Origin of the sequence: Nonomuraea recticatena (genome assembly GCF_039533245.1) — a bacterium.
GTDB lineage: Bacteria > Actinomycetota > Actinomycetes > Streptosporangiales > Streptosporangiaceae > Nonomuraea > Nonomuraea roseola.
The window spans coordinates 168967-188028 of sequence record NZ_BAAATE010000002.1 but is presented as its reverse complement, the minus strand read 5'-3'; the positions used below and the strand labels follow the sequence as shown (position 1 = coordinate 188028).

Below are 19062 nucleotides of genomic sequence, written 5' to 3'. Positions count from 1 at the left end.
GGGTCAGCCGGCCAGCCAGGCGTAGGCGGCGAAGCGTCCCGTGACGTGCTCGCGCCGGTAGGAGTAGAGCTCGGGCGACTCGATCGTGCAGCGGGCGTCGTGCCGTACGGCCCGCAGACCGGCCGCGGCCAGCTGCGCCGACACTCCCGCGCGGACGTCGAGCGCGGGGGTGCCGTGGCGCGTCACCGAGCGCATCTCCCCCGGCGCGGCGTCGCGCAGCTCGGCGGAGACCTCGTAGCACGAGCCGCAGGCCGAGGGGCCGACGAGCGCCGTCATCCGCTCGGGCCTGGCCCCTTGGCCGGCCATCGCCTCCACGAGCGCGGGAACCACGCCCTTGAACGTGCCCTCGCGACCCGAGTGCGCCACGCCGACCAGACCGGCGAAGGGGTCGGCGACGACCACGGGCACGCAGTCGGCCACCAGCACCGCCAGCCCGAGACCCGGCCGGTCGGTGAAGATCGCGTCGAGCTCGGGCGGGTCGTCGCCGAACGGCTCGCTCACCTGGGCCACGTTCGCGCTGTGGACCTGGCGCATGAAGACCACCTTGCCGGGGTCGAGCCCCAGCTCCACGGCGGTGTCGCGACGGTTGGCCGCCACACTGTCGCGGGAGTCGCCCACCGCGCCACCCAGGTTCCTGCTGTCGTACGGCGGGGCGCTGCCTCCCCCGTTCCTGTCGGTGATGACGGCGTGCACGCCTTCGGCCAGCAGCACGTACTCTCCCTCCGGTCGTCGGCTCGGCGTGAGAAAGCGTACGGCAGCGCGGGCTATCCGCCGCTGCGCCAGGCCAGCCGCACCTGGATGTGCCCCTCGCCGCAGGTCTTGGCGATCACCGCGCCCGCCTCGGCGTTGAGCCTGACCGAGAACTCCAGCTCCACCTCGTCGGGTGAGGACCGGCGGAAGACGTCGAGCGCCGCGGCGGCCGCCTCGCCGATGGGACGCAGCGCCACCTGCAGCGACTCCACGGAGGCGTCGATCACCTCGCCGGCGCGGGAGACCCTGCGCGTTCCGGCGCTGCGCTCGGGCACCTCGACGTAGAGCGCGCCCCCGCCGTCCAGGGGCATTCGCATGATCTCGGTCACGGCGGCTCCCGGGGGTGAGGAGGCGGTCAGACTACGATCACATACCCGGGTGATCGGGATGTCCAGTCAGCCGCCGAGCGTGGCATACAGCTCCATGGTGCGGTCGGCGATGCGCTCCCACGAGAAGTGCTCGACGGCGCGGGCCCTGCCTGCCAGGCCGAGTCGCCTGGCCCTGGCCGGGTCGCCCAGCAGCGCGTTGACGCGCTCGGCGAGGTCGGCCTCGAACCTCGCCGGATCGTCGGGGGTGCCGTCGCGGCCCTGCTCGATCGGCACCAGCAGCCCCGTCTCCCCGTCGGCCACGACCTCGGGGATGCCGCCCGTCGCGGTGGCGACGACGGCCGTCTCGCAGGCCATCGCCTCCAGGTTGACGATCCCCATGGGCTCGTAGACCGAGGGGCAGACGAACACGGTCGCGTGCGTGAGCAGCTGGATGACCTCGGGCTTGGGCAGCATCTCGGAGATCCAGAACACCCCGTCGCGGCCCAGTCCCTCGACCAGCCCGCGCACCTCCGCCGCGATCTCCGGCGTGTCGGGCGCGCCCGCGCACAGCACGAGCTGCGCCGCCCTGTCGAAGGAGCGGGCCGCGCGCAGCAGGTGGACCAGCCCCTTCTGCCTGGTGATCCGCCCCACGAAGACGACGTACGGCCTGCCGGGGTCGATGCCGTGCTTGTTCAGCACCTCGAGCCCCCGGTCGGGGGCGTACTCGACGGTGTCGATGCCGTTGTGGACGACGCTGACCCTGCCAGGCTCGATCTCGGGGTAGGCCGCGAGCACGTCGCGGCGCATGCCCTCCGACACCGCGACGATCGCGTCGGCCGAGGCCAGCGCGGTGCGCTCGGCCCAGGACGACAGCGTGTAGCCGCCGCCCAGCTGCTCGGCCTTCCACGGCCGCAGCGGCTCGAGGCTGTGGGTGGTGACGACGTGCGGCGTGCCGTACAGCATCTTGGCGACGTGCCCGGCGAAGTTGGCGTACCAGGTATGGCTGTGCACCAGGTCGGCGCCCTCGCAGGCGGCGGCCATCTCCAGGTCGACGCCGAGCACCTGCAGCGCGGCGTTGGCGGTCTCGAGGCCGCCGGGCACCCGGTAGGCGGACACGCCCTGCTCGTCCCTGGCCGCGCCGAAGCAGCGCACCCGTACGTCGGCCAGCCGTCGGAGCTCCCTGGCGAGGTACTCGACATGCACCCCCGCCCCGCCGTACACCTCTGGCGGGTATTCACGACTCAGCAGATCCACGCGCACACCCGCGACCCTAACGCACCGGTGACCGGACCTGCGTTGACCGCCCATTTCGGGGTAGCGTCACGCCATGACGTCGCCCAGGGTTCTCGCAGTCGTGCTAGCCGGTGGAGAAGGTAAGAGATTGATGCCGCTCACGGCCGACCGGGCCAAACCGGCTGTGCCGTTCGGCGGGATGTACCGGCTGATCGACTTCGTGCTGTCGAACCTCGCCAACGGGCACTACCTCAAGATCGTGGTGCTGACGCAGTACAAGAACCACAGTCTCGACAGGCACGTCTCGCAGACCTGGCGGCTGTCGGCGATGCTGGGCAACTACGTGACGCCCGTCCCCGCGCAGCAGCGGCTGGGCCCGCGGTGGTTCTCAGGCTCGGCCGACGCGCTGTTCCAGAACCTCAACCTGATCTACGACGAGATGCCCGAGCACGTCATCGTCTTCGGCGCCGACCACATCTACCGCATGGACCCCCGGCAGATGGTCGACCAGCACGTCGAGTCGGGCTCGGACGTGACGGTGGCGGCGATCAGGCAGCCGCTGTCGCTCGCCGACCAGTTCGGCGTGATCGAGACCGACCCGCAGGGCCGCAGGATCGTGGCGTTCAGGGAGAAGCCGAAGGACGCGGTCGGCCTGCCCGACTCCCCCGACGAGGTCTTCGCCTCGATGGGCAACTACGTCTTCAGGACCCAGGCCATGATCGACGCGCTGCGTGAGGACGCGCTCGACCCGACCAGCAAGCACGACCTCGGGGGGAACATCATCCCGATGCTGGTCAAGTCCGGCGGCGCCGACGTCTACGACTTCGCCGACAACCTCGTGCCGGGCTCCACCGAGCGCGACCGCGGCTACTGGCGAGACGTCGGCACCCTCGACGCCTACTACGAGGCGCACATGGACCTGATCTCCGCGCACCCGGTCTTCAACCTGTACAACGACAGGTGGCCGATCTACACCGGCCACGACCCGCTGCCGCCGGCCAAGTTCGTGCACAACGAGGGCGACCGCGTGGGCCGCGCGATCGACTCGCTGGTCTCGCCGGGCGTCATCATCTCGGGCGGCACCGCCGAGCGCTCGATCCTGTCGCCCCGCGTGGTCCTGCACTCCCACTCCCTGGTGGAGGACTCCGTGCTGATGGAGAACGTGAAGGTGGGCAGGGGCGCCATCGTGCGCAAGGCCATCGTCGACAAGAACGTCGTCATCCCCGACGGCGCGCGCATCGGCTTCGACCTCGACTACGACCGCACCCGCTTCGCCGTCACCAAGGGCGGCGTCGTGGTGATCGGCAAGAACGAGATCGTGGACCGTTAGCGGGAAGGCGGCTGCCGGTCGCGGGAGCCGGGCGGCAAAAGGCGGTGCGGCCCGGTGGCCGGCGACATCGGCCACCGGGCCCGGCGTGAAAGCCACCGGGCCCGGCTGAGAGCCACCCCACCGGGCCCGGCTGAGGGCCACCGGGCCCGGCGTGAGGGCCACCGGCGTCGGCCACAGCCGGCGTTCGAGTTCCACGGCGCCCGGTCGCGCCCCCGTACGGCACCGCGGCCTGGTGCCCAGGAGTGAGGGCGGCCGGGGCCGCCGGATCACGGTGGATAACGAGTGGCTCACGATGCGCTACAGCTCGCCGATCTTCGGACATGATGGTCGACATGGCGAGCGAGGTCCCCGGCGACGACGACCGGGTGAAAGTACCGGGCAAGGCCGCCGCAAGCGGCCGGAGTGAGGATGGGTCCATGCCGAACGCCGCCGCCACCCCCACGCTGGCCGACCGGCTGCGCAAGGACCTGCGCAACCCCCTGTTCCTCCAGGCCTACGCGCTCATGATCAACACGGCGATCACCGCCGTGCTGGGACTCGGCTACTGGGTGCTGGCCACCAGGCTCTACTCCCCCGCCGCCTTCGGCGAGGGGCAGACGATGATCAGCGCGATGCGCCTGTTCTCCTCCCTCACCGGGCTGGCGTTCGTGGGCGCGATGGCGAGGTTCATCCCCGTGGCGGGGCGGCGCACCTCCGAGTTCGTGCTGCGCGGCTACGGCGTGGCGGGCGCGACGGGGGTGGTGGCCGCGCTGGGGTTCCTGCTGACGCTGCCGCTGTGGGGCCCGGCCTACGCCCAGCTCGGCGGGTTCGGCCCCGGCCTGTTCTTCCTCGTCTCCGTGCTGGTCTGGACGATCTTCACCTTGCAGGACGTGACGCTGGCGGGGCTGCGCAGGGCGGTCTGGGTCCCGGCCAACAGCCTCGGCTTCGGGCTGGTCAAGATGGTCCTGCTGGCGGCCCTGGCGTTCGCGCTGCCCGAGGGCGGGCTGTTCGGCGGCATCTTCCTGTCGTGGATCATCCCGACCGCGATGGCGCTGATCCCGATCAACTGGTTCATCTTCAGGCATGCCATCCCCCGGCACGTGGAGCGGACCGAGGACGACCCGCCGCGCCTGCGTGAGATCGGCCGCTTCCTGGCCGGCGACTTCCCCGGCGCGCTGTCGTTACTGCTGACGCTCTACCTGGTGCCCGTGCTGATCGCGGCCTGGCTCAACGACGCCACCGTCTTCGGCTACTTCTCCGTCACCCACACGCTGGGCTGCATGATCGGCCTGCTGGCGGCCAACATGGCGGTCTCGCTCACGGTGGAAGGATCGTTCCACCCTGCCGAGCTGGCCCGCAGCGTACGCAACGCGCTGCGCCGCACCGTGCTCATCGTCGTGCCGATCGTGACGATCGTGACACTGGCCGCGCCGCTGATCCTGACCGTCTTCAGCGCGGAGCTGGCCGAGGCGACCTCGCCGCTGCTGCGGCTGATGGCCCTGGCGGTGCTGCCCGGCATCCTGATCGAGATCCACCTCAGCACGCTGAGGACGCTGCGCCAGGCCAGGCGGCTGGCGATCGTCCAGATCGGGCTCGCCGTCATCATGCTGGGACTGATCGCGGTCCTCTTCCCCCTCGCGGGGGTCACCGGCGTGGGTTACGCGGTCCTGGCGGCCAACGCCGTGGTGGCCCTCGCCGTCGTGCCACATCTTCGCAGGGTCGCCGTCGTCTCCTAACAAGGTGGGTCATGCAGCAGCTCGACAGGAAACGCCACTCCGTATCGGTTGTTCGGCCCGACGAGCTCGGCGAGAACGAGCTCAGCGCCTGGCGCGGCATGCAGGCCGCGCAGCCACATCTGGCCAACCCCTTCCTCAGCCCCGAGTTCACCCTGGCCATGGGCGAGGTCAGCCCGTCCGCGCGGATCGGGATTCTGAGCGACGAGGAGGGCCTGGCCGGCTTCCTGCCGTTCGAGTTACGCGCGAGAGGAGTGGGGTCGGCGATCGGCGACTGGGTGTCGCTGTGCCAGGGCGTGGTCCACCGGCCGGGCGCCGCCTTCGACGCCGACGCGCTGCTCCAGGGGCTGGGCCTGCACGTGTGGGAGTTCGGCTGCCTGGTCGAGCGGCAGCCGTGGTTCGCGCCGTACGAGACGCTCTCGCAGCAGAGCGTGGTCCTCGACCTGTCGGCGGGTTACGCCGAGTACGCCCGCGCGCTGGCCGGGCGCTCGCCCAAGTTCTACAAGAGCACGCTGTACAAGGAGCGCAAGCTCGGCAGAGACGCGGGCGAGGTCAGCTTCACGTTCGCCTCTCGCGAGCCGGACGACTTCCGCACGCTGCGGAGGTGGAAGTCAGATCAGTACCGCCGCATGGGCCGCGCCGACCGTTTCGCGAAGCCGTGGGTGGTGGAGCTGACCGAGCGGCTGCACGCCATCGACACGCCGTCCTTCGCGGGGCCGCTGTCGATGATGTACGTCGACGGCAGGCCCGTCGCCGGGCACTTCGGCCTGCGCTCGGACTCCGTCCTCGTGGGCTGGTTCCCGGCCTACGACCCCTCCTTCGCCAAGTACTCCCCCGGCCTCATCCAGCATCTGCGCATGGCCGAGGCGGCCGCGGCGGCGGGGCTGGGCGCCATGGACCTCGGCATCGGCACGGGCTCGGAGTACAAGGAGGCGTTGCGCAGCCACGGCGCGCCGGTCGGCGAGGGTGTCGTGCGCCGCCGCACCCTCGGCGCCGCCGTGCACCGCGCGCGTCACGAACCCGTGAGGCTCGCGCGCAGGTTCGTCCTCGAGACCCCCGTGCTCTACAGGGCCGCCGACAAGCTGCTTCGCGCGTACGGGACACGCACGTCCGCCAGGGGCCGATGATGCGCGACAGGATCGGGCAGGACTGCCTCCACGTGCCGTCGGCCAGGTTCGGACTCCTCCTCGCGCTGCGTCACTGGTTCAGGCCAGGCGAGCGGGTGCTGCTCGCCCCGACCAACTGCGAGAGCGTGCTGTTCGTGGTGCTGGCGGCCGGGCTCACCCCGGTGATGGCGCCGGTCTCGTGGCGCGACGGCAACCTCGACGTCGAGGCCGTCGACTGGAGCGGCGTCTCGGGGGTGCTCACCACCCACCTGTACGGCCAGCCCGACCGGATGGACGCGCTCACGGCGGCCTGCTCGCGGCATGCGGTGACGATCATCGACGACGCCGCGCACGCGATGCTGACGACCGTGCGGAGCCGCCCCGCGGGCACGTTCGGGGCGGCGGGGGTCTTCAGCCTCGCCAAGCACGGCAGGGCGATGTCGGGAGGCTTCCTCACCTGCCCCGACCCCGCGGACCTGCGGGCCCTGACGGCCGCGCGCGACGAGCTGCTGGTTCCCGGCCGCCAGCTGCCCGCGGTCCTGCGTCCGGTGATCAGGGAGACGATCTACAGGACCGGGCTGGTCAGGCCGGTGTGGAACGCTCTGCGGCGTCTGGGCCTCGTGCGGTGGACCGGACACCGCCTGCCCGCCCGCGAGCCCGACCTGCGCGCGGCGCTCGACGGCCTCGGCCACCCCCGTGAGGGCGGCGAACACGGCGACATGGAGCAGGCGCTGACCGCGCTCGACTACTGGCTGTCCATCGATCTGGCCGACTGGCGGATGCGGCAGGGTCCGCTCCTGCGCCGGTACCAGCGTTCTCGCTTCAGAATGATCGACCGCGAGCGGGAGCCCCGTCTGGCGGGCGTCAGGCTGCTGCGTGAGACGCCGTGGGCGGCCGAGGGGGTACGGCACGCCGAACCTCAGCCGCTGCTGCGGGTGCCGCTGATGGTCGAGGACAGGGACACCGTCGTCGCCCAGCTGGAGCGGCGGGGCGTCGTGCCCGGCTTCGTCTACGACCCGCCGCTGAGCGACTATCTCGACCTGGTCGCGCAGGGGCCGGACCCCGAGGTGGCCCGCTGGTGGACGAGCCATGTCCTGCCCGTCGACCCGCTGCGCGCCCGGCGGGTGGCCGGACTGCTCGCCGACCTCAAGGTCCGGCCCGCCGTTCCACCAGACGTCTGACCCCGGGCACGGCTGGCGTGGGTCCAGGCCCGGGGCTCAAGGAGTTCACATCCAGCCGGGGGGCGCCATTCCCGCCGGTCAGACCTGAGAAAGAAATGGACCTTTCTCTCTCGCGAACACTCACAAAGGTAATAGCGCAATTCGCGAAACCGCCACACATTAAAATTCTGGCGTGCGCAGATTATCTCCCGCAGAACGCCGCCTGTGGCGGGCCTTCCCCACCGGCGCGTGGGTCGATCTGCGGGAGGGAGACAAGGAGCTCGACGATCCCGCGCAGGCCGGCCGATGGGGGCGCGAGCGGGAGGTGCGCGCCGAGGTGATCGCCGCCCTGCTCCTCGGCGCGGTCGAGCGCACCCCAGGGCAGGTGCCGGGGGTACGGCTGGCGGGCGCCCGCGTGACCGGTGTCCTCGACCTGTCCGACGCGGCGATCGACGCCACGCTCTACCTGCTCAACTGCCACCTGGCCGAGACGGTCGACCTGACCGACGCCACGACCAGGGGCGTGCGGCTGCGCGGCTGCGAGCTGGCCAGGTTCAGAGGCTCGCGGATGCGGGTGGACGGCCTGTTCGAGCTCGACGGCTCCACGGTGCACGCGGGCGTGCGCCTCGACAACGCGCGCGTCGAGGGGCAGTGCCGCCTGTCCAGGGCGGTGCTGACCGCGCCGCCGCGCCGCACGACGACCTCCGAGTCGGCCTTCGGCGACGTCCGCGAGCCGGAGGGCGACACCGGCAACACCATGCACGAGTGGGCGCTGTGGGCGGGAGGGCTGTCGGTGGGCGGCGGCACGTTCCTGCGCGGCCTGCGCGCCGACGGCGCCCTCCGGCTGATCGGCGGTGACTTCCCCGGCGGGCTCTACCTGGAGGGCGCCCACGTCGGCGCGGTCAACGCCGACTTCGTGACGGCCGGCACGGTCGAGCTCAGCCGGGGCTTCACGGCGGAGGGCACGGTCAGGATGCGCGGCGCGCGGATCGACGGGGTGCTCTCGCTGCACCACGCCTCGGTGCGGGCCGAGGGGCGGGCGCTGCACCTGAGCCACATGCAGGCCGACGAGGTGATCATGCGGCCCGACGAGGTCGTGGGCGAGGTCAACCTGGGCTACTCCCGCTTCGGGGTGCTGCTCGACGCGCCCGACGCCTACCCGGGCCATGTGCAGCTCAACGGGCTGAGCTACGAGACCCTGCGCGGCGAGTGGACCGTGGCCGAGCGGCTCGACTGGCTGAGCCGCGACCCCGACGGGTACCGGCCCCAGCCGTACGAGCAGCTGGCCTCGTGGTACCGGCGCATCGGGCACGAGCCCGACGCGCGGCGGGTGCTGCTGGCCAAGCAGCGCGAGCGGCGCGGCACGCTGCGCGCGCCCGGCAGGGCGTGGGGGCGGCTGCTCGACCTCATGGTCGGCTACGGCTACCGCTCATGGCTGGCGGGGCTGTGGGCGGCGCTCCTGCTGGCCGCGGGAACGGCGATCTTCACCAGGGTGCCGCCTGTCCAGGTGGACCCCGACGAGGTGCGCACGTTCACCCCCTTCGTCTACTGCCTCGACCTGCTGGTGCCGGTCAGCGTGTTCGAGGTGCGCGGCGCCTACGAGCCGGCGGGGTGGACGGCCTGGGTGGCCTGGACGCTGGTGGTGTCAGGCTGGGTTCTGGCCACCGCGCTGATCGCGGGCGCCACGCGGGTCCTTCGGCCAGCCCCCGGGTCCTGAGTCGGCGAACGCGCCGTAGGAGGAGCTCTCCACCCTGAAACGGGGCAGCGCGTGCGGGTGGTTGGCCCTGAGGTAGGCCACCAGGTGCTCGCGGGCGTCGGCCTTCAGGTCCCACACCGAGGCCGAGTCGGCCGCGCTCATCAGCGCGCGCAGCTCCACCAGGCCGTTGGGCAGGACGTCGGTCACCTGGAGCGTCCAGTCCTTCTGGTCCCACAGCGGGTGGTCCTTGATGAAGCGGTGCAGCTCCTCACGCAGCTCGGGGACCGGCACCGACCAGTCGACCCTGATGTAGACGTGTCCGATGACCCTGCTGCCGTGCCTGGTCCAGTTCTCGAACGGGTTCTGGGTGAAGAAGGAGACGGGGAAGACCAGCCTGCGTTCGTCCCACGAGCGGACCACGACGTAGGTGAGCGTGAGCTCCTCGATCCTGCCCCATTCGCCGTTCACCACGACCACGTCGTCGAGCCGCAGCGCGTCGCTGAAGACGAGCTGCAGCCCGGCGATCATGTTGCCGATCGTGGACTGCGCCGCGATGCCGATGATCGCTCCGAAGATGCCCGCCGAGGCCAGCAGTCCTGCGCCGAGCGCCCGTACCTCGGGGAAGCTGAACAGCGCCGCGCCGAAGGCGATGACGATGATCACCGCGGCGGCGACCCTGCGGACCAGGGCGATCTGGGTCCTGGTCCGCCTGGCCCTGCGGTTGTCCTCCTCGACCCGCTCCAGCTGGTCGAGGACGAGGTCGGTGACCGCGTAGGCGGCCTGGATCACCAGCCACGTGACCACGGCGATGGTGATGACGCCCATGAACCGCTCGACCAGCGGCTCGGCCGACCTGCTGACCATGTTGGGGGTGAAGGCGGCGTTGAAGGCCACCACCGCGGCGACCGCGAACCCGGGCCAGGTGCACCTGCGCACGAGGTGTCCGATGAAGTCCCAGGTTCGGCCTGCTTTCAGCAGCAGCCGCCGAACCAGTTCGACTCCCACGACGGCTGCGAAGACGGACCCGATGAGGAGGAGCCAGTCCGTCGGCGACACAGTCATGCCCCCTAATGTCTCAGAATGTCTCGTCGAAGGTCACATTGCCCTCCACCGCCACCTGGTATGCCGAGACCCTGCGCTCGAAGAAGTTCGCCAGCTCCTGGACGTCCTGCAGCTCCATGAACCCGAAGGGGTTGGCGGTGCCGTACCTGATCGGCATGGACAGGCGGCGCAGCCGCTGGTCGGCGACGTACTCAAGGTACTCTCGCATCTGGTCGACGTTCATTCCCGACATGCCGTCGCCGCACAGGTCGCGGGCGAAGGCCAGCTCGGCGGCCACCGCCTCCTCGAGCATCAGGGTGACCTGCTCGCCGAGCTTGTCGTCGAACAGGTCGGGCTCCTCCGCCCTGACGGTGTCGACGACGCTGAAGGCGAACTCCATGTGCATCGACTCGTCGCGGAAGACCCAGTTGGTGCCGGTCGCCAGGCCGCTGAGCAGCCCGCGGGAGCGGAACCAGTAGACGTAGGCGAAGGCGCCGTAGAAGAACAGACCCTCGATGCAGGCGGCGAAGCAGATGAGGTTGAGCAGGAAGGCCCTGCGGTCCTGCTTGGTCTCCAGGCTGCGCAGGTCGGCGAGGGTGTCGATCCAGCGGAAGCAGAACTCCGCCTTGTCGCGGATGGAGGGGATGTTGTCGACGGCGGCGAACGCCTTGACGCGCTCGTCGGGGTCGGGCAGGTAGGTGTCGAGCAGCGTCAGGTAGAACTGCACGTGCACCGCCTCCTCGAACAGCTGCCTCGACAGGTACAGGCGGGCCTCGGGCGCGTTGACGTGCTGGTAGAGGTTGAGCACGAGGTTGTTGGCGACGATGGAGTCGCCGGTGGCGAAGAAGGCGACCAGGCGGTTGATGAGGTGGCGCTCCTGCGGCGTCATCCTGGCCAGGTCGGCCAGGTCGCTGTGCAGGTCCACCTCCTCGACCGTCCAGGTGTTGCGGATGGCGGCCCGGTAGCGCTCGTAGAAGTCGGGGTAGCGCATCGGGCGCAGGGTCAGGTCCATGCCGGGGTCGAGCAGCATTACTGGCAAGCCTCACAGATCTCGGGGTTCTCAAGGGAGCAGGCGACGGCCTCGGCCTCGGCGGGGACCAGGGCCTGCACGGTGGTCTGGGCGATGCGGGTGGCCGGGCGCGAGCGCAGGTAGTACGTCGTCTTCAGCCCCTGCTTCCACGCGTAGGCGTACATCGACGACAGTTTCCCGATCGTGGGGGTCGCCATGAAGAGGTTGAGCGACTGCGACTGGTCGATGTACGGCGTCCGCGCCGCCGCCAGGTCGATGAGCGCCTTCTGCGGCAGCTCCCACGCCGTCCTGTAGAGGGTCTTCAGCTCGGAGGGGATGCCCGCGATGTCCTGGATCGACCCGTCGGCCCGCTTGACGGCGTCGCGCATCTCCTGGGTCCAGAGGCCGAGCCGCTGGAGATCGGTCACCAGATACCTGTTGACCTGTAGGAACTCCCCCGACAGGGTCTCACGCTTGAAGACGTTCGACACCTGGGGCTCGATGCACTCGTAGCAGCCCGCGATCGAGGCGATCGTCGCGGTCGGCGCGATGGCGACCATCAGGGAGTTGCGCAGCCCGGTCCTGTCGATCTTCTCGCGCAGGGCGGTCCATGCGGGCGAGGAGCCGAGGCCGTAGTGGTCGGGGTGCAGCACGCCCGCCGCGGCCCGCGTGTCGCCGTAGGACGGGTGGCGGCCCCGCTCGACCGCCAGGTCGGCGGAGGTGTCGTAGGCGGCCAGCGCGATCTCCTCGGCGATCCTCGTGGACAGCGCGAGGGCCTCGGGAGAGTCGAAGGGCAGGCGCAGCGAGAAGAAGACGTCGGCCAGGCCCATCACGCCCAGCCCGATCGGCCTCCAGCGCAGGTTGGCGGCCTCGGCCTCGGGCGTCGGGTAGAAGCCCAGGTCGATCGTCCTGTCCAGGAAGCGCACCGCGGTCCTGACCGTGGCGCGCAGCCGCGTCCAGTCCATCGACTCCCCCGCCAGGTGGGCGGCGAGGTTGATGGAGCCGAGGTTGCACACGGCGGTCTCGCCGTCGCTGGTGACCTCGAGGATCTCGGTGCAGAGGTTGGACAGGTGGATGACGTTCTCGGGGCGGGCGGTCTGGTTGGAGGCGCGGTTGGCGGCGTCCTTGAAGGTCATCCAGCCGTTGCCGGTCTGGGCGAGCGTGCGCATCATGCGGCCGTAGAGGGTGCGCGCGGGGATCTGGCGGGTGTGCAGGCCCTCGGCCTCCGCGGCCCGGTAGGCGGTGTCGAACGCCTCGCCGTACAGGTCGGTGAGGTGCGGCACGCGCTTCGGGTCGAACAGCGACCACATGGCGTCGGCCTCGACGCGGCGCATGAACTCGTCGGGGACCCAGTTGGCCAGGTTGAGGTTGTGGGCGCGCCTGGCCTCCTCGCCCGTGTTGTCGCGCAGCTCCAGGAACTCCTCGATGTCGGCGTGCCAGGTCTCCAGGTAGACGCACGCGGCGCCCTTGCGGCGGCCGCCCTGGTTGACGGCGGCGACGCTGGAGTCGAGGGTGCGCAGCCACGGCACGATGCCGTTGGAGTGGCCGTTCGTGCCCTTGATCAGGGAGCCGCGGGAGCGGACCCTGGTCCAGGAGATGCCGATGCCCCCCGCGTACTTGGAGAGCCTGGCCACCTGGCCGTACCTCTCGTAGATGCCCTCAAGCTCGTCGCGCGGCGAGTCGAGAAGGAAGCAGGACGACAGCTGCGGACGGCGTGAGCCCGAGTTGAACAGGGTGGGCGAGCTCGGCAGGTACGACAGCGTGGACATCAGCGCGTACAGCTCGGCGGCCTCGGCGACGGAGGCGGACAGGCCGCACGCCACGCGAAGCATGAAGTGCTGGGGCCGTTCGAGCACCCGCCTGGTCTCGGGGTGGCGCAGCAGGTAGCGGTCGTAGACGGTGCGCAGGCCGAAGTACTCGAACCGGTCGTCGGCGCTCTCGTCGACCAGCGCGTCCAGCTCGGATGAGTGAGCGCTCACGAAGGCGGCCAGGCCGTCCTGCAGCAGGCCCGCCGCGTGGGTGGCGGCGACCGACTCGGAGAAGGTGCGCACGCCGTGGGTGGCGGCCTCGTCGGCGATCTCCTCGGCCAGGAGTCTGGCGGCGACCTTCGAGTTCTCAGGGTCGGCGATCACCCTGGCGGCGGCCTCCTCGATGGCCAGCCTGCGGTCGACCTCAACGATCTGTGTCACGCTCTCTCCTCGCGAGCTCATCCTCGTGAGGGCAGGCGAGAGCACGCGGGCATGCCGCGTCACCCCCGGGCCCTCCCTCGAGGCCCTGGACAGGTCATACCGCTGGCAGGTCTTCGGACTCGCGGGCGCTGATCACATGCCTACTGGCCGTCGCTTCCATGACGGCGGTCGTTCCCGCTCACCGCTGCGGGGCAGTCCTGGTCTCGCACCAGGTTCCCTTTTGCTCCGCCCCTTTGCGAGGGGGCGAACCAGCGACGTCCAGGATCCTACATCTAGTGGCCGCCGACGCAACCACGCCCACAGGTTGTGTCGAGCAGGCCGAGCTCGCCCAGCACCGTGCGTGTCCTCGCGGTCTCGGATCCGAGCCACACGCCGAAGTCGTCGCCGAGGAGGGGGATCGGCCTCCACCCCTTCACGCGGCACGCCTTCAGCCACCGCTCGGACCTGACGACCTCGTCGAGCAGGTCGACCGCCCTGACCTTCTCTCGCTCGCCCATGTCGTTGGGCCCGAGCACCGCGCTCCAGTCGGAGAAGTCCACGCGGGCCCCCGACTCCAGCAGGGTGGGCGCGTCGATCCCGTCGATCCGCTCGGCCGACGAGACTGCCAGCACGCGCAGCCTGCCCTCGCCGATCCGCTCGCGCCACTGGCCCAGCGGGCCCGCCGCCACCCCCGCCTTCCCCGCCAGCAGCGCGTCGGCCGCGTCGGCGCAGGTGGGGTAGCCGGCGTAGTCGAGCACTCTCGCGTCGGCGCCGAGCCCTCGCGCGACCAGCCCGAACAGCAGGTGGTCCGACTCGCCCTGTTTCCTGCCCGCCAGGGCCGTCTCTCCCGGCGAGGCCACCAGGTGCGCGGCGAAGGCGTCGAAGTCGCGAAAGCGGGACTTCCTGGGGACCACCAGCACCTCGACGTCCCCGATGAGCCTGGCCAGCGGGGTGCCCCGCTCGCCGACCCTGTTCATCTCGGCGGCGGCCAGGGCGGGCAGCCCCGTGACGGTGAGCCGGGTGCCGTCCTGCGCCAGGTCGGCGGGGTCGAGCAGGCCGGCGAGCGTCTCGGCGACGGGCTCCCACGCGGCGCCCCCGGCCACGAAGAAGAACCTGGGCGTGGGACGGCCCGGCTCGGTGCCGCATCCGCTCAGGCACGCCAGCGCGCCCAGTGCCCCCGCCACGAAGTCCCGACGGCGCATGCGCGCCCTCCCCCGCTTCCGGTCCCGATCGCCCCATACAGTACGTTATCGGTACATCACAGCGAGTCACTCGGCGGGGTGGCCGTTCGGGTCACTCCTCCCGTGCGGGCGGGGCGGGCAGGTCCGCGGGCAGGGCCAGCAGCCGCAGGTACAGGGGCCTGGCGCCCGGCGGGGCGTCGGCGGCCCCGTGGCTGTACTTCTTCATCAGCGCCACGTACTCCTCGAAGAACGCCTCCAGCTCCTCCAGCCGCATCCTGCCGAGGCCTCTCGAGACCTTCACCCAGGCCGGATCGGCCTCGTAGGCGGCGGGCAGCAGGTCGAGCAGGATCCCCTTGTCCTCCTCGTAGCCGATCCTGTGGAACTCGGCCAGCACGGGACGGTCCTCGGGCGCGAGCTCGGCAGGCAGCGGCAGCCGGATGTCGCCGGTCTCCACGCGCCGCCACCACCGCTCACGTCCTGCCGAGCGCTCGACGATCTCCTCGATGAACCCGTACTTCTCCAACTGGCGCAGGTGGTAGCTGGTGGTGCCGGTCTTGGCGTCCAGCAGCGAACCGAGCGTGGTGGAGGTCGCCGGCCCGTGCAGCCCCAGGTGGCGCAGCATCGCCCGGCGCATCGGATGGGCAAGCGCCTTCAGTCTGCCCGGATCATCCAGCACCCACGGCTTGTCATCCTTCATGAGGAGCAGCCTAATACTCCAGAAGGATATCTGCAGAGAAACCTTTGCCGAGAGATCTCTGCAGACTACTGTCGGCGGTATGAACCGATTCTTGGTGACGATCGCGGCGGCGTTGATCGCGCTGGCCGCGCCCACGACAGCCGCGCAGGCGGCGCCCGTCCCCGACGGGCTGGTCGCGAAGGAGGTGAGCTTCACCGGCGGCGGCGGGCTCACCCTGCACGGGACGGTCCTGTCCCCCGGACAGAGCGCGGCCGGCAGACCCGGCCTCGTCCTGGTCCACGGGGCGGGAACCGGCACGCCCAGGACGAAGCTGATGACCGAGGCCACCGAGTTCGCCAGGCGGGGCCTCAGCGTGCTGGTCTACGACAAGCGGTCGGAGGGCTACTCCCTGTTCGAGCGCTCCTACTCGACACTCGCCGACGACGCGCTCGGCGCGGTCAAGGCGCTGCGTGCCCAGCCGGGCGTCGATCCCGCCAAGGTCGGCGTGTGGGGGCTGAGCGAGGGCGGCTGGGTGGCGCCGCTGGCCGCCGGCCGCTCCTCTGACGTCGCCTTCGTCGTGCTGGTCGGCGCCAACGCGCACCAGCCGCTGCGCCAGCAGGCGTGGGCGGTGTCGGCGGGCCTGAAGAAGGCGGGCGTGTCCGGCCCGCTGGCCGACAGGACCGTGCCGACGATGTACAGGGCGATCGCCGACGGCGGCCTGTTCCCCGAGCCGTGGTTCGATCCGCTGCCGACGCTCGGCCGGGTGCGCCAGCCCGTCCTGGCCGTATGGGGCACGCACGACCTGCTGACCCCGCCCGCAGAGACACCGCCGCTGATGGCGGGGGCGCTGGCGCGCGGCGGCAACGGGCACGTGACCATGCGCATGTTCGCCGGCGCCGACCACGCCGCCCACCAGAGCCCTGACGGCGGCGTCACCAGGCTCCCCGAACTGGCCCCCGGCTACGCCGACCTGGTCGGCTCATGGGTGAAGCAGGCCGCTGAGGGCAGGGCGCCGCGCACCCAGGACGCCGTCCAGGGCCCGCGCGCCAGCCAGGCCTCCTTGACCGTCGAGACCCCGCCGCCGGCCTGGTGGGAGTCGGCTCCCGTCCAGACCGCCGCGCTCGTGCTGTTCGTCGTCGCCTTCCTGGCCTACCCGATCACCGCGCTGGTCCGCAGGATCAGGGGCACCTCCGTGCCGTCGGGAAGGGCGCCTCGGGTGCTGGCCTTCTCCGGCCTCGCCGTCAGCCTGGGCGGATTCGGCTACGTGATGTACCTGCTCATGACGGGCGGCAAGCTGGCCGCGCCCGGCCCCGTCCTGGCGGGGCGGCCGGTGCTCTGGCTGCTGCTGCAGGCGCTGGCCCTCACCGCGGCCGTCGCCACCGTCCTCACCGCGCTCGCCTGGCGGCGCGCGTCCGGCCGCTCCGAGCGGGTACGGCTGGGCGTGCTGGCGGCAGGCGGCGCGGTGATGATCCCGTGGGCCTTCTACTGGGGCCTGCTGCTCCCGTGAGGACCGCGGGCCGCGGGGTGCTACTCGACGGTGACGCTCTTGGCGAGGTTCCTGGGCTTGTCGACGTCGCGCTCCAGCGCGACGGCGGCGTGGTAGGCCAGCAGCTGCAACGGGATCGTGAGCAGGATCGGGTCGAGCTCGATCTCGTTCTTCGGGATCACGATCACGTCGTCGGCCAGCTTGGCGTCGGGCTGCCTGTGCCCCACCATCAGCACCCGCCCGCCGCGCGCCCTGATCTCGCCGAGCGTCGTGAGGTTCTTGTCCAGCAGTTCGTCGTCGGGCACGATCGCGACGGTCGGCATGTCGGGGCCGATCAGCGCGAGCGGTCCGTGCTTGAGCTCGCTGGCGGGGTAGGCCTCGGCGTGGACGTAGGAGATCTCCTTGAGCTTCTGCGCCCCCTCGCGCGCCACCGGGTAGCCGCGCACCCTGCCGACGAACATCATGCTCGGGTGGTCGGCGTACTTCTTGGCCAGCTCGGCGATGCGCTCGCCCTGCTTGAGGATCTGCTCGATCTGGTCGGGCAGCTTGCGCAGGCCCTCGACGATGCGCCTGCCGTCGGAGGGCGACAGGTCGTGCACGCGGCCGAAGTGCAGGGCCAGCAGCGCGAAGGCGATCGCGGTCGAGGTGAACGCCTTGGTCGAGGCCACCGAGACCTCGGGCCCCGCGTGCAGGTAGATGCCGCCGTCGACCTCGCGGGCGATGGCGCTGCCCACGGCGTTGACGATGCCGATGACCCTGCCGCCCTTGCGCTTGATCTCCTGCACGGCCGCGAGCGTGTCGTAGGTCTCGCCCGACTGGCTGATCGCGACGTACAGGGTGTCGGGGTCGATGACGGGGTTGCGGTAGCGGTACTCGCTGGCCGGCTCGGCGTCGGCGGGGATGCGGGCCAGCTCCTCGATGAGCTGGGCGCCGATCTGCCCCGAGTAATAGGCGCTGCCGCAGCCGATGATCTTCACCCGGCGGAAGGAGCGGGTCTCGCGGGCGTCCATGTTGAGGCCGCCCAGATGGGCGATGTGGAAGCGCTCGTCGAGCCGGCCGCGCAGCGTGCGGGCGATCGACTCGGGCTGCTCGGAGATCTCCTTGAGCAGGTAGTGCTCGTAGCCGCCGGTGTCGTAGTGGCCGGCGTCCCAGTCGACGGTCAGCGGCTCCTTGGCGGTCTCGCGGCCGCCGCTGGCGAAGGTGTGGAAGCCGTCGGCGGTCAGGACCGCCAGCTCGCCGTCCTCCAGGTGGACGACCTGGCGGGTGTAGCGGACCAGCGCGGAGACGTCGGAGGCGGCGAACATCTCCTTCTCGCCCAGGCCCAGCACGATCGGGCTGCCGTTGCGGGCGACGACGATCTCCTTGGGCCGCTCGGAGTCGACGACCGCGATGCCGTAGGTGCCGACGATGCTCTTGAGCGCCTTCCTGACCGCCTCCTCGAGAGTCTCGGTCTCGGCGACCGTACGGGCGATCAGGTGCGCGAGCACCTCGGTGTCGGTCTCGGAGACGAACTCCACGCCCTCGGCGACGAGCTTGGCGCGCAGCTCGTCGGCGTTCTCGATGATGCCGTTGTGCACGACGGCGATGCGCTCGTCGGTCGACAGGTGCGGGTGGGCGTTCTCGTCGCTCGGCACGCCGTGGGTGGCCCAGCGGGTGTGCCCGATGCCGAGCGTCCCCTTGAACTTGGCGGGTACGGCCTTGGCCAGGTCAGCCACGCGGCCCTTGACCTTGCGCAGCTTGAGGCCTCTGTTGGACACCACCACCCCAGCCGAGTCGTAGCCGCGGTACTCCAGACGCTGGAGTCCCTCCAGCAGGATCGGGGCCGCGTCCTTGGGGCCGACATAGGCGACGATTCCGCACATGCAAGTCTCCTCTGATTGTCATCCGTAGACGATCCGGCGAAGTTGCCGCAGGGACAACTCCGGGGGCGCCATGCGGCGCGCCGGAAGTTCGGCCGCGATCCTCGGGAAGATCTCGTCGTTGGTGAGGCCACGGGACTTCAGCTCCCCGTGGCGCCGCCGTACGAACTCCTCGACGGTCTCGGAGTAGTACGACAGCACCTCCGCCACCACGCGCGCGGCCTCTCCAGGACCGAGCGGACTCGTCCTGGTCAGGTGCGCGATGAGGTCCTCGTGTTGAGGCCGGGCCGTGGACACAGAGCAGGACACTACGCAGGGATCATCAGTCACGCCAACATCCTGCCCGA

At 70.9% G+C, this 19062-nt stretch carries 16 protein-coding genes and 1 riboswitch; of the genes, 6 read left to right on the top strand and 10 right to left on the bottom strand.

The window, feature by feature from the left end; genetic code table 11:
- Positions 1 to 3 precede the first annotated feature (3 nt).
- From pgeF to glgA, 3 genes are all read right to left on the bottom strand, one after another.
- Positions 4 to 711 (bottom strand): peptidoglycan editing factor PgeF, encoded by a 708-nt coding sequence (gene pgeF, locus ABFX50_RS04165; RefSeq protein WP_346143340.1) that lies wholly within the window; start codon positions 709 to 711, stop codon positions 4 to 6.
- 53 nt (positions 712 to 764) lie between these two features.
- Complete coding sequence (locus ABFX50_RS04160) at positions 765 to 1079, bottom strand: CU044_2847 family protein (RefSeq protein ID WP_346143338.1); 315 nt, start codon at positions 1077 to 1079, stop codon at positions 765 to 767.
- Between the two features lie 66 nt (positions 1080 to 1145).
- Positions 1146 to 2312, bottom strand: coding sequence for a glycogen synthase (gene glgA / locus ABFX50_RS04155; RefSeq protein WP_346143336.1), 1167 nt, complete (start codon positions 2310 to 2312; stop codon positions 1146 to 1148).
- Positions 2313 to 2385: 73 nt separating this feature from the next.
- On the opposite strand from glgA, the gene glgC reads away from it, so the two are divergent.
- From glgC to ABFX50_RS04130, 5 genes are all read left to right on the top strand, one after another.
- A complete protein-coding gene (gene glgC, locus ABFX50_RS04150) occupies positions 2386 to 3621 on the top strand; it encodes a glucose-1-phosphate adenylyltransferase (protein WP_183645681.1) in 1236 nt (411 codons plus the stop codon).
- Positions 3622 to 3953: 332 nt separating this feature from the next.
- Positions 3954 to 5336 carry a lipopolysaccharide biosynthesis protein gene (locus ABFX50_RS04145; protein WP_346143333.1) on the top strand — a complete coding sequence of 461 codons (1383 nt, stop codon included), beginning with the start codon at positions 3954 to 3956 and terminating at the stop codon, positions 5334 to 5336.
- A gap of 11 nt (positions 5337 to 5347) precedes the next feature.
- Positions 5348 to 6460 carry a GNAT family N-acetyltransferase gene (locus ABFX50_RS04140; RefSeq protein ID WP_346143331.1) on the top strand — a complete coding sequence of 371 codons (1113 nt, stop codon included), beginning with the start codon at positions 5348 to 5350 and terminating at the stop codon, positions 6458 to 6460.
- A complete protein-coding gene (locus ABFX50_RS04135) occupies positions 6460 to 7620 on the top strand; it encodes a DegT/DnrJ/EryC1/StrS family aminotransferase (protein WP_346143329.1) in 1161 nt (386 codons plus the stop codon). Before ABFX50_RS04140 ends, ABFX50_RS04135 begins: the two co-directional genes overlap by 1 nt.
- A gap of 172 nt (positions 7621 to 7792) precedes the next feature.
- Positions 7793 to 9316, top strand: coding sequence for a hypothetical protein (locus ABFX50_RS04130; protein WP_346143327.1), 1524 nt, complete (start codon positions 7793 to 7795; stop codon positions 9314 to 9316).
- Here ABFX50_RS04130 and ABFX50_RS04125 read toward each other — a convergent pair.
- The 5 genes from ABFX50_RS04125 to ABFX50_RS04105 all read right to left on the bottom strand — a co-directional run bounded on the left by ABFX50_RS04125 (position 9245) and on the right by ABFX50_RS04105 (position 15391).
- Complete coding sequence (locus ABFX50_RS04125) at positions 9245 to 10357, bottom strand: mechanosensitive ion channel family protein (RefSeq protein ID WP_183645686.1); 1113 nt, start codon at positions 10355 to 10357, stop codon at positions 9245 to 9247. The two genes, ABFX50_RS04130 and ABFX50_RS04125, sit on opposite strands and share 72 nt — an antisense overlap.
- A 13-nt stretch (positions 10358 to 10370) precedes the next feature.
- Complete coding sequence (locus ABFX50_RS04120; RefSeq protein WP_183645687.1) at positions 10371 to 11366, bottom strand: ribonucleotide-diphosphate reductase subunit beta; 996 nt, start codon at positions 11364 to 11366, stop codon at positions 10371 to 10373.
- Complete coding sequence (locus ABFX50_RS04115; protein WP_346143324.1) at positions 11366 to 13534, bottom strand: ribonucleoside-diphosphate reductase subunit alpha; 2169 nt, start codon at positions 13532 to 13534, stop codon at positions 11366 to 11368. The genes ABFX50_RS04120 and ABFX50_RS04115 overlap by 1 nt, the downstream gene beginning before the upstream one ends.
- 87 nt (positions 13535 to 13621) lie before the next feature.
- Positions 13622 to 13802, bottom strand: a riboswitch (cobalamin riboswitch).
- A gap of 4 nt (positions 13803 to 13806) precedes the next feature.
- Positions 13807 to 14715 carry a tripartite tricarboxylate transporter substrate-binding protein gene (locus ABFX50_RS04110; RefSeq protein WP_346143322.1) on the bottom strand — a complete coding sequence of 303 codons (909 nt, stop codon included), beginning with the start codon at positions 14713 to 14715 and terminating at the stop codon, positions 13807 to 13809.
- Between the two features lie 91 nt (positions 14716 to 14806).
- A complete protein-coding gene (locus tag ABFX50_RS04105; protein ID WP_346143320.1) occupies positions 14807 to 15391 on the bottom strand; it encodes an ArsR/SmtB family transcription factor in 585 nt (194 codons plus the stop codon).
- A 79-nt stretch (positions 15392 to 15470) separates the two neighbouring features.
- Between ABFX50_RS04105 and ABFX50_RS04100 the strand changes: the two genes are divergently transcribed.
- Positions 15471 to 16877, top strand: coding sequence for an alpha/beta hydrolase family protein (locus ABFX50_RS04100; RefSeq protein WP_346143318.1), 1407 nt, complete (start codon positions 15471 to 15473; stop codon positions 16875 to 16877).
- Positions 16878 to 16897: 20 nt separating this feature from the next.
- Here ABFX50_RS04100 and glmS read toward each other — a convergent pair whose 3' ends face one another.
- Both glmS and ABFX50_RS04090 read right to left on the bottom strand, forming a co-directional pair.
- On the bottom strand, positions 16898 to 18718 hold the full coding sequence (gene glmS / locus ABFX50_RS04095) for a glutamine--fructose-6-phosphate transaminase (isomerizing) (protein ID WP_183645692.1): 1821 nt from the start codon (positions 18716 to 18718) through the stop codon (positions 16898 to 16900).
- An 18-nt stretch (positions 18719 to 18736) separates the two neighbouring features.
- Complete coding sequence (locus ABFX50_RS04090) at positions 18737 to 19012, bottom strand: hypothetical protein (protein ID WP_183645693.1); 276 nt, start codon at positions 19010 to 19012, stop codon at positions 18737 to 18739.
- Positions 19013 to 19062 lie beyond the last annotated feature (50 nt).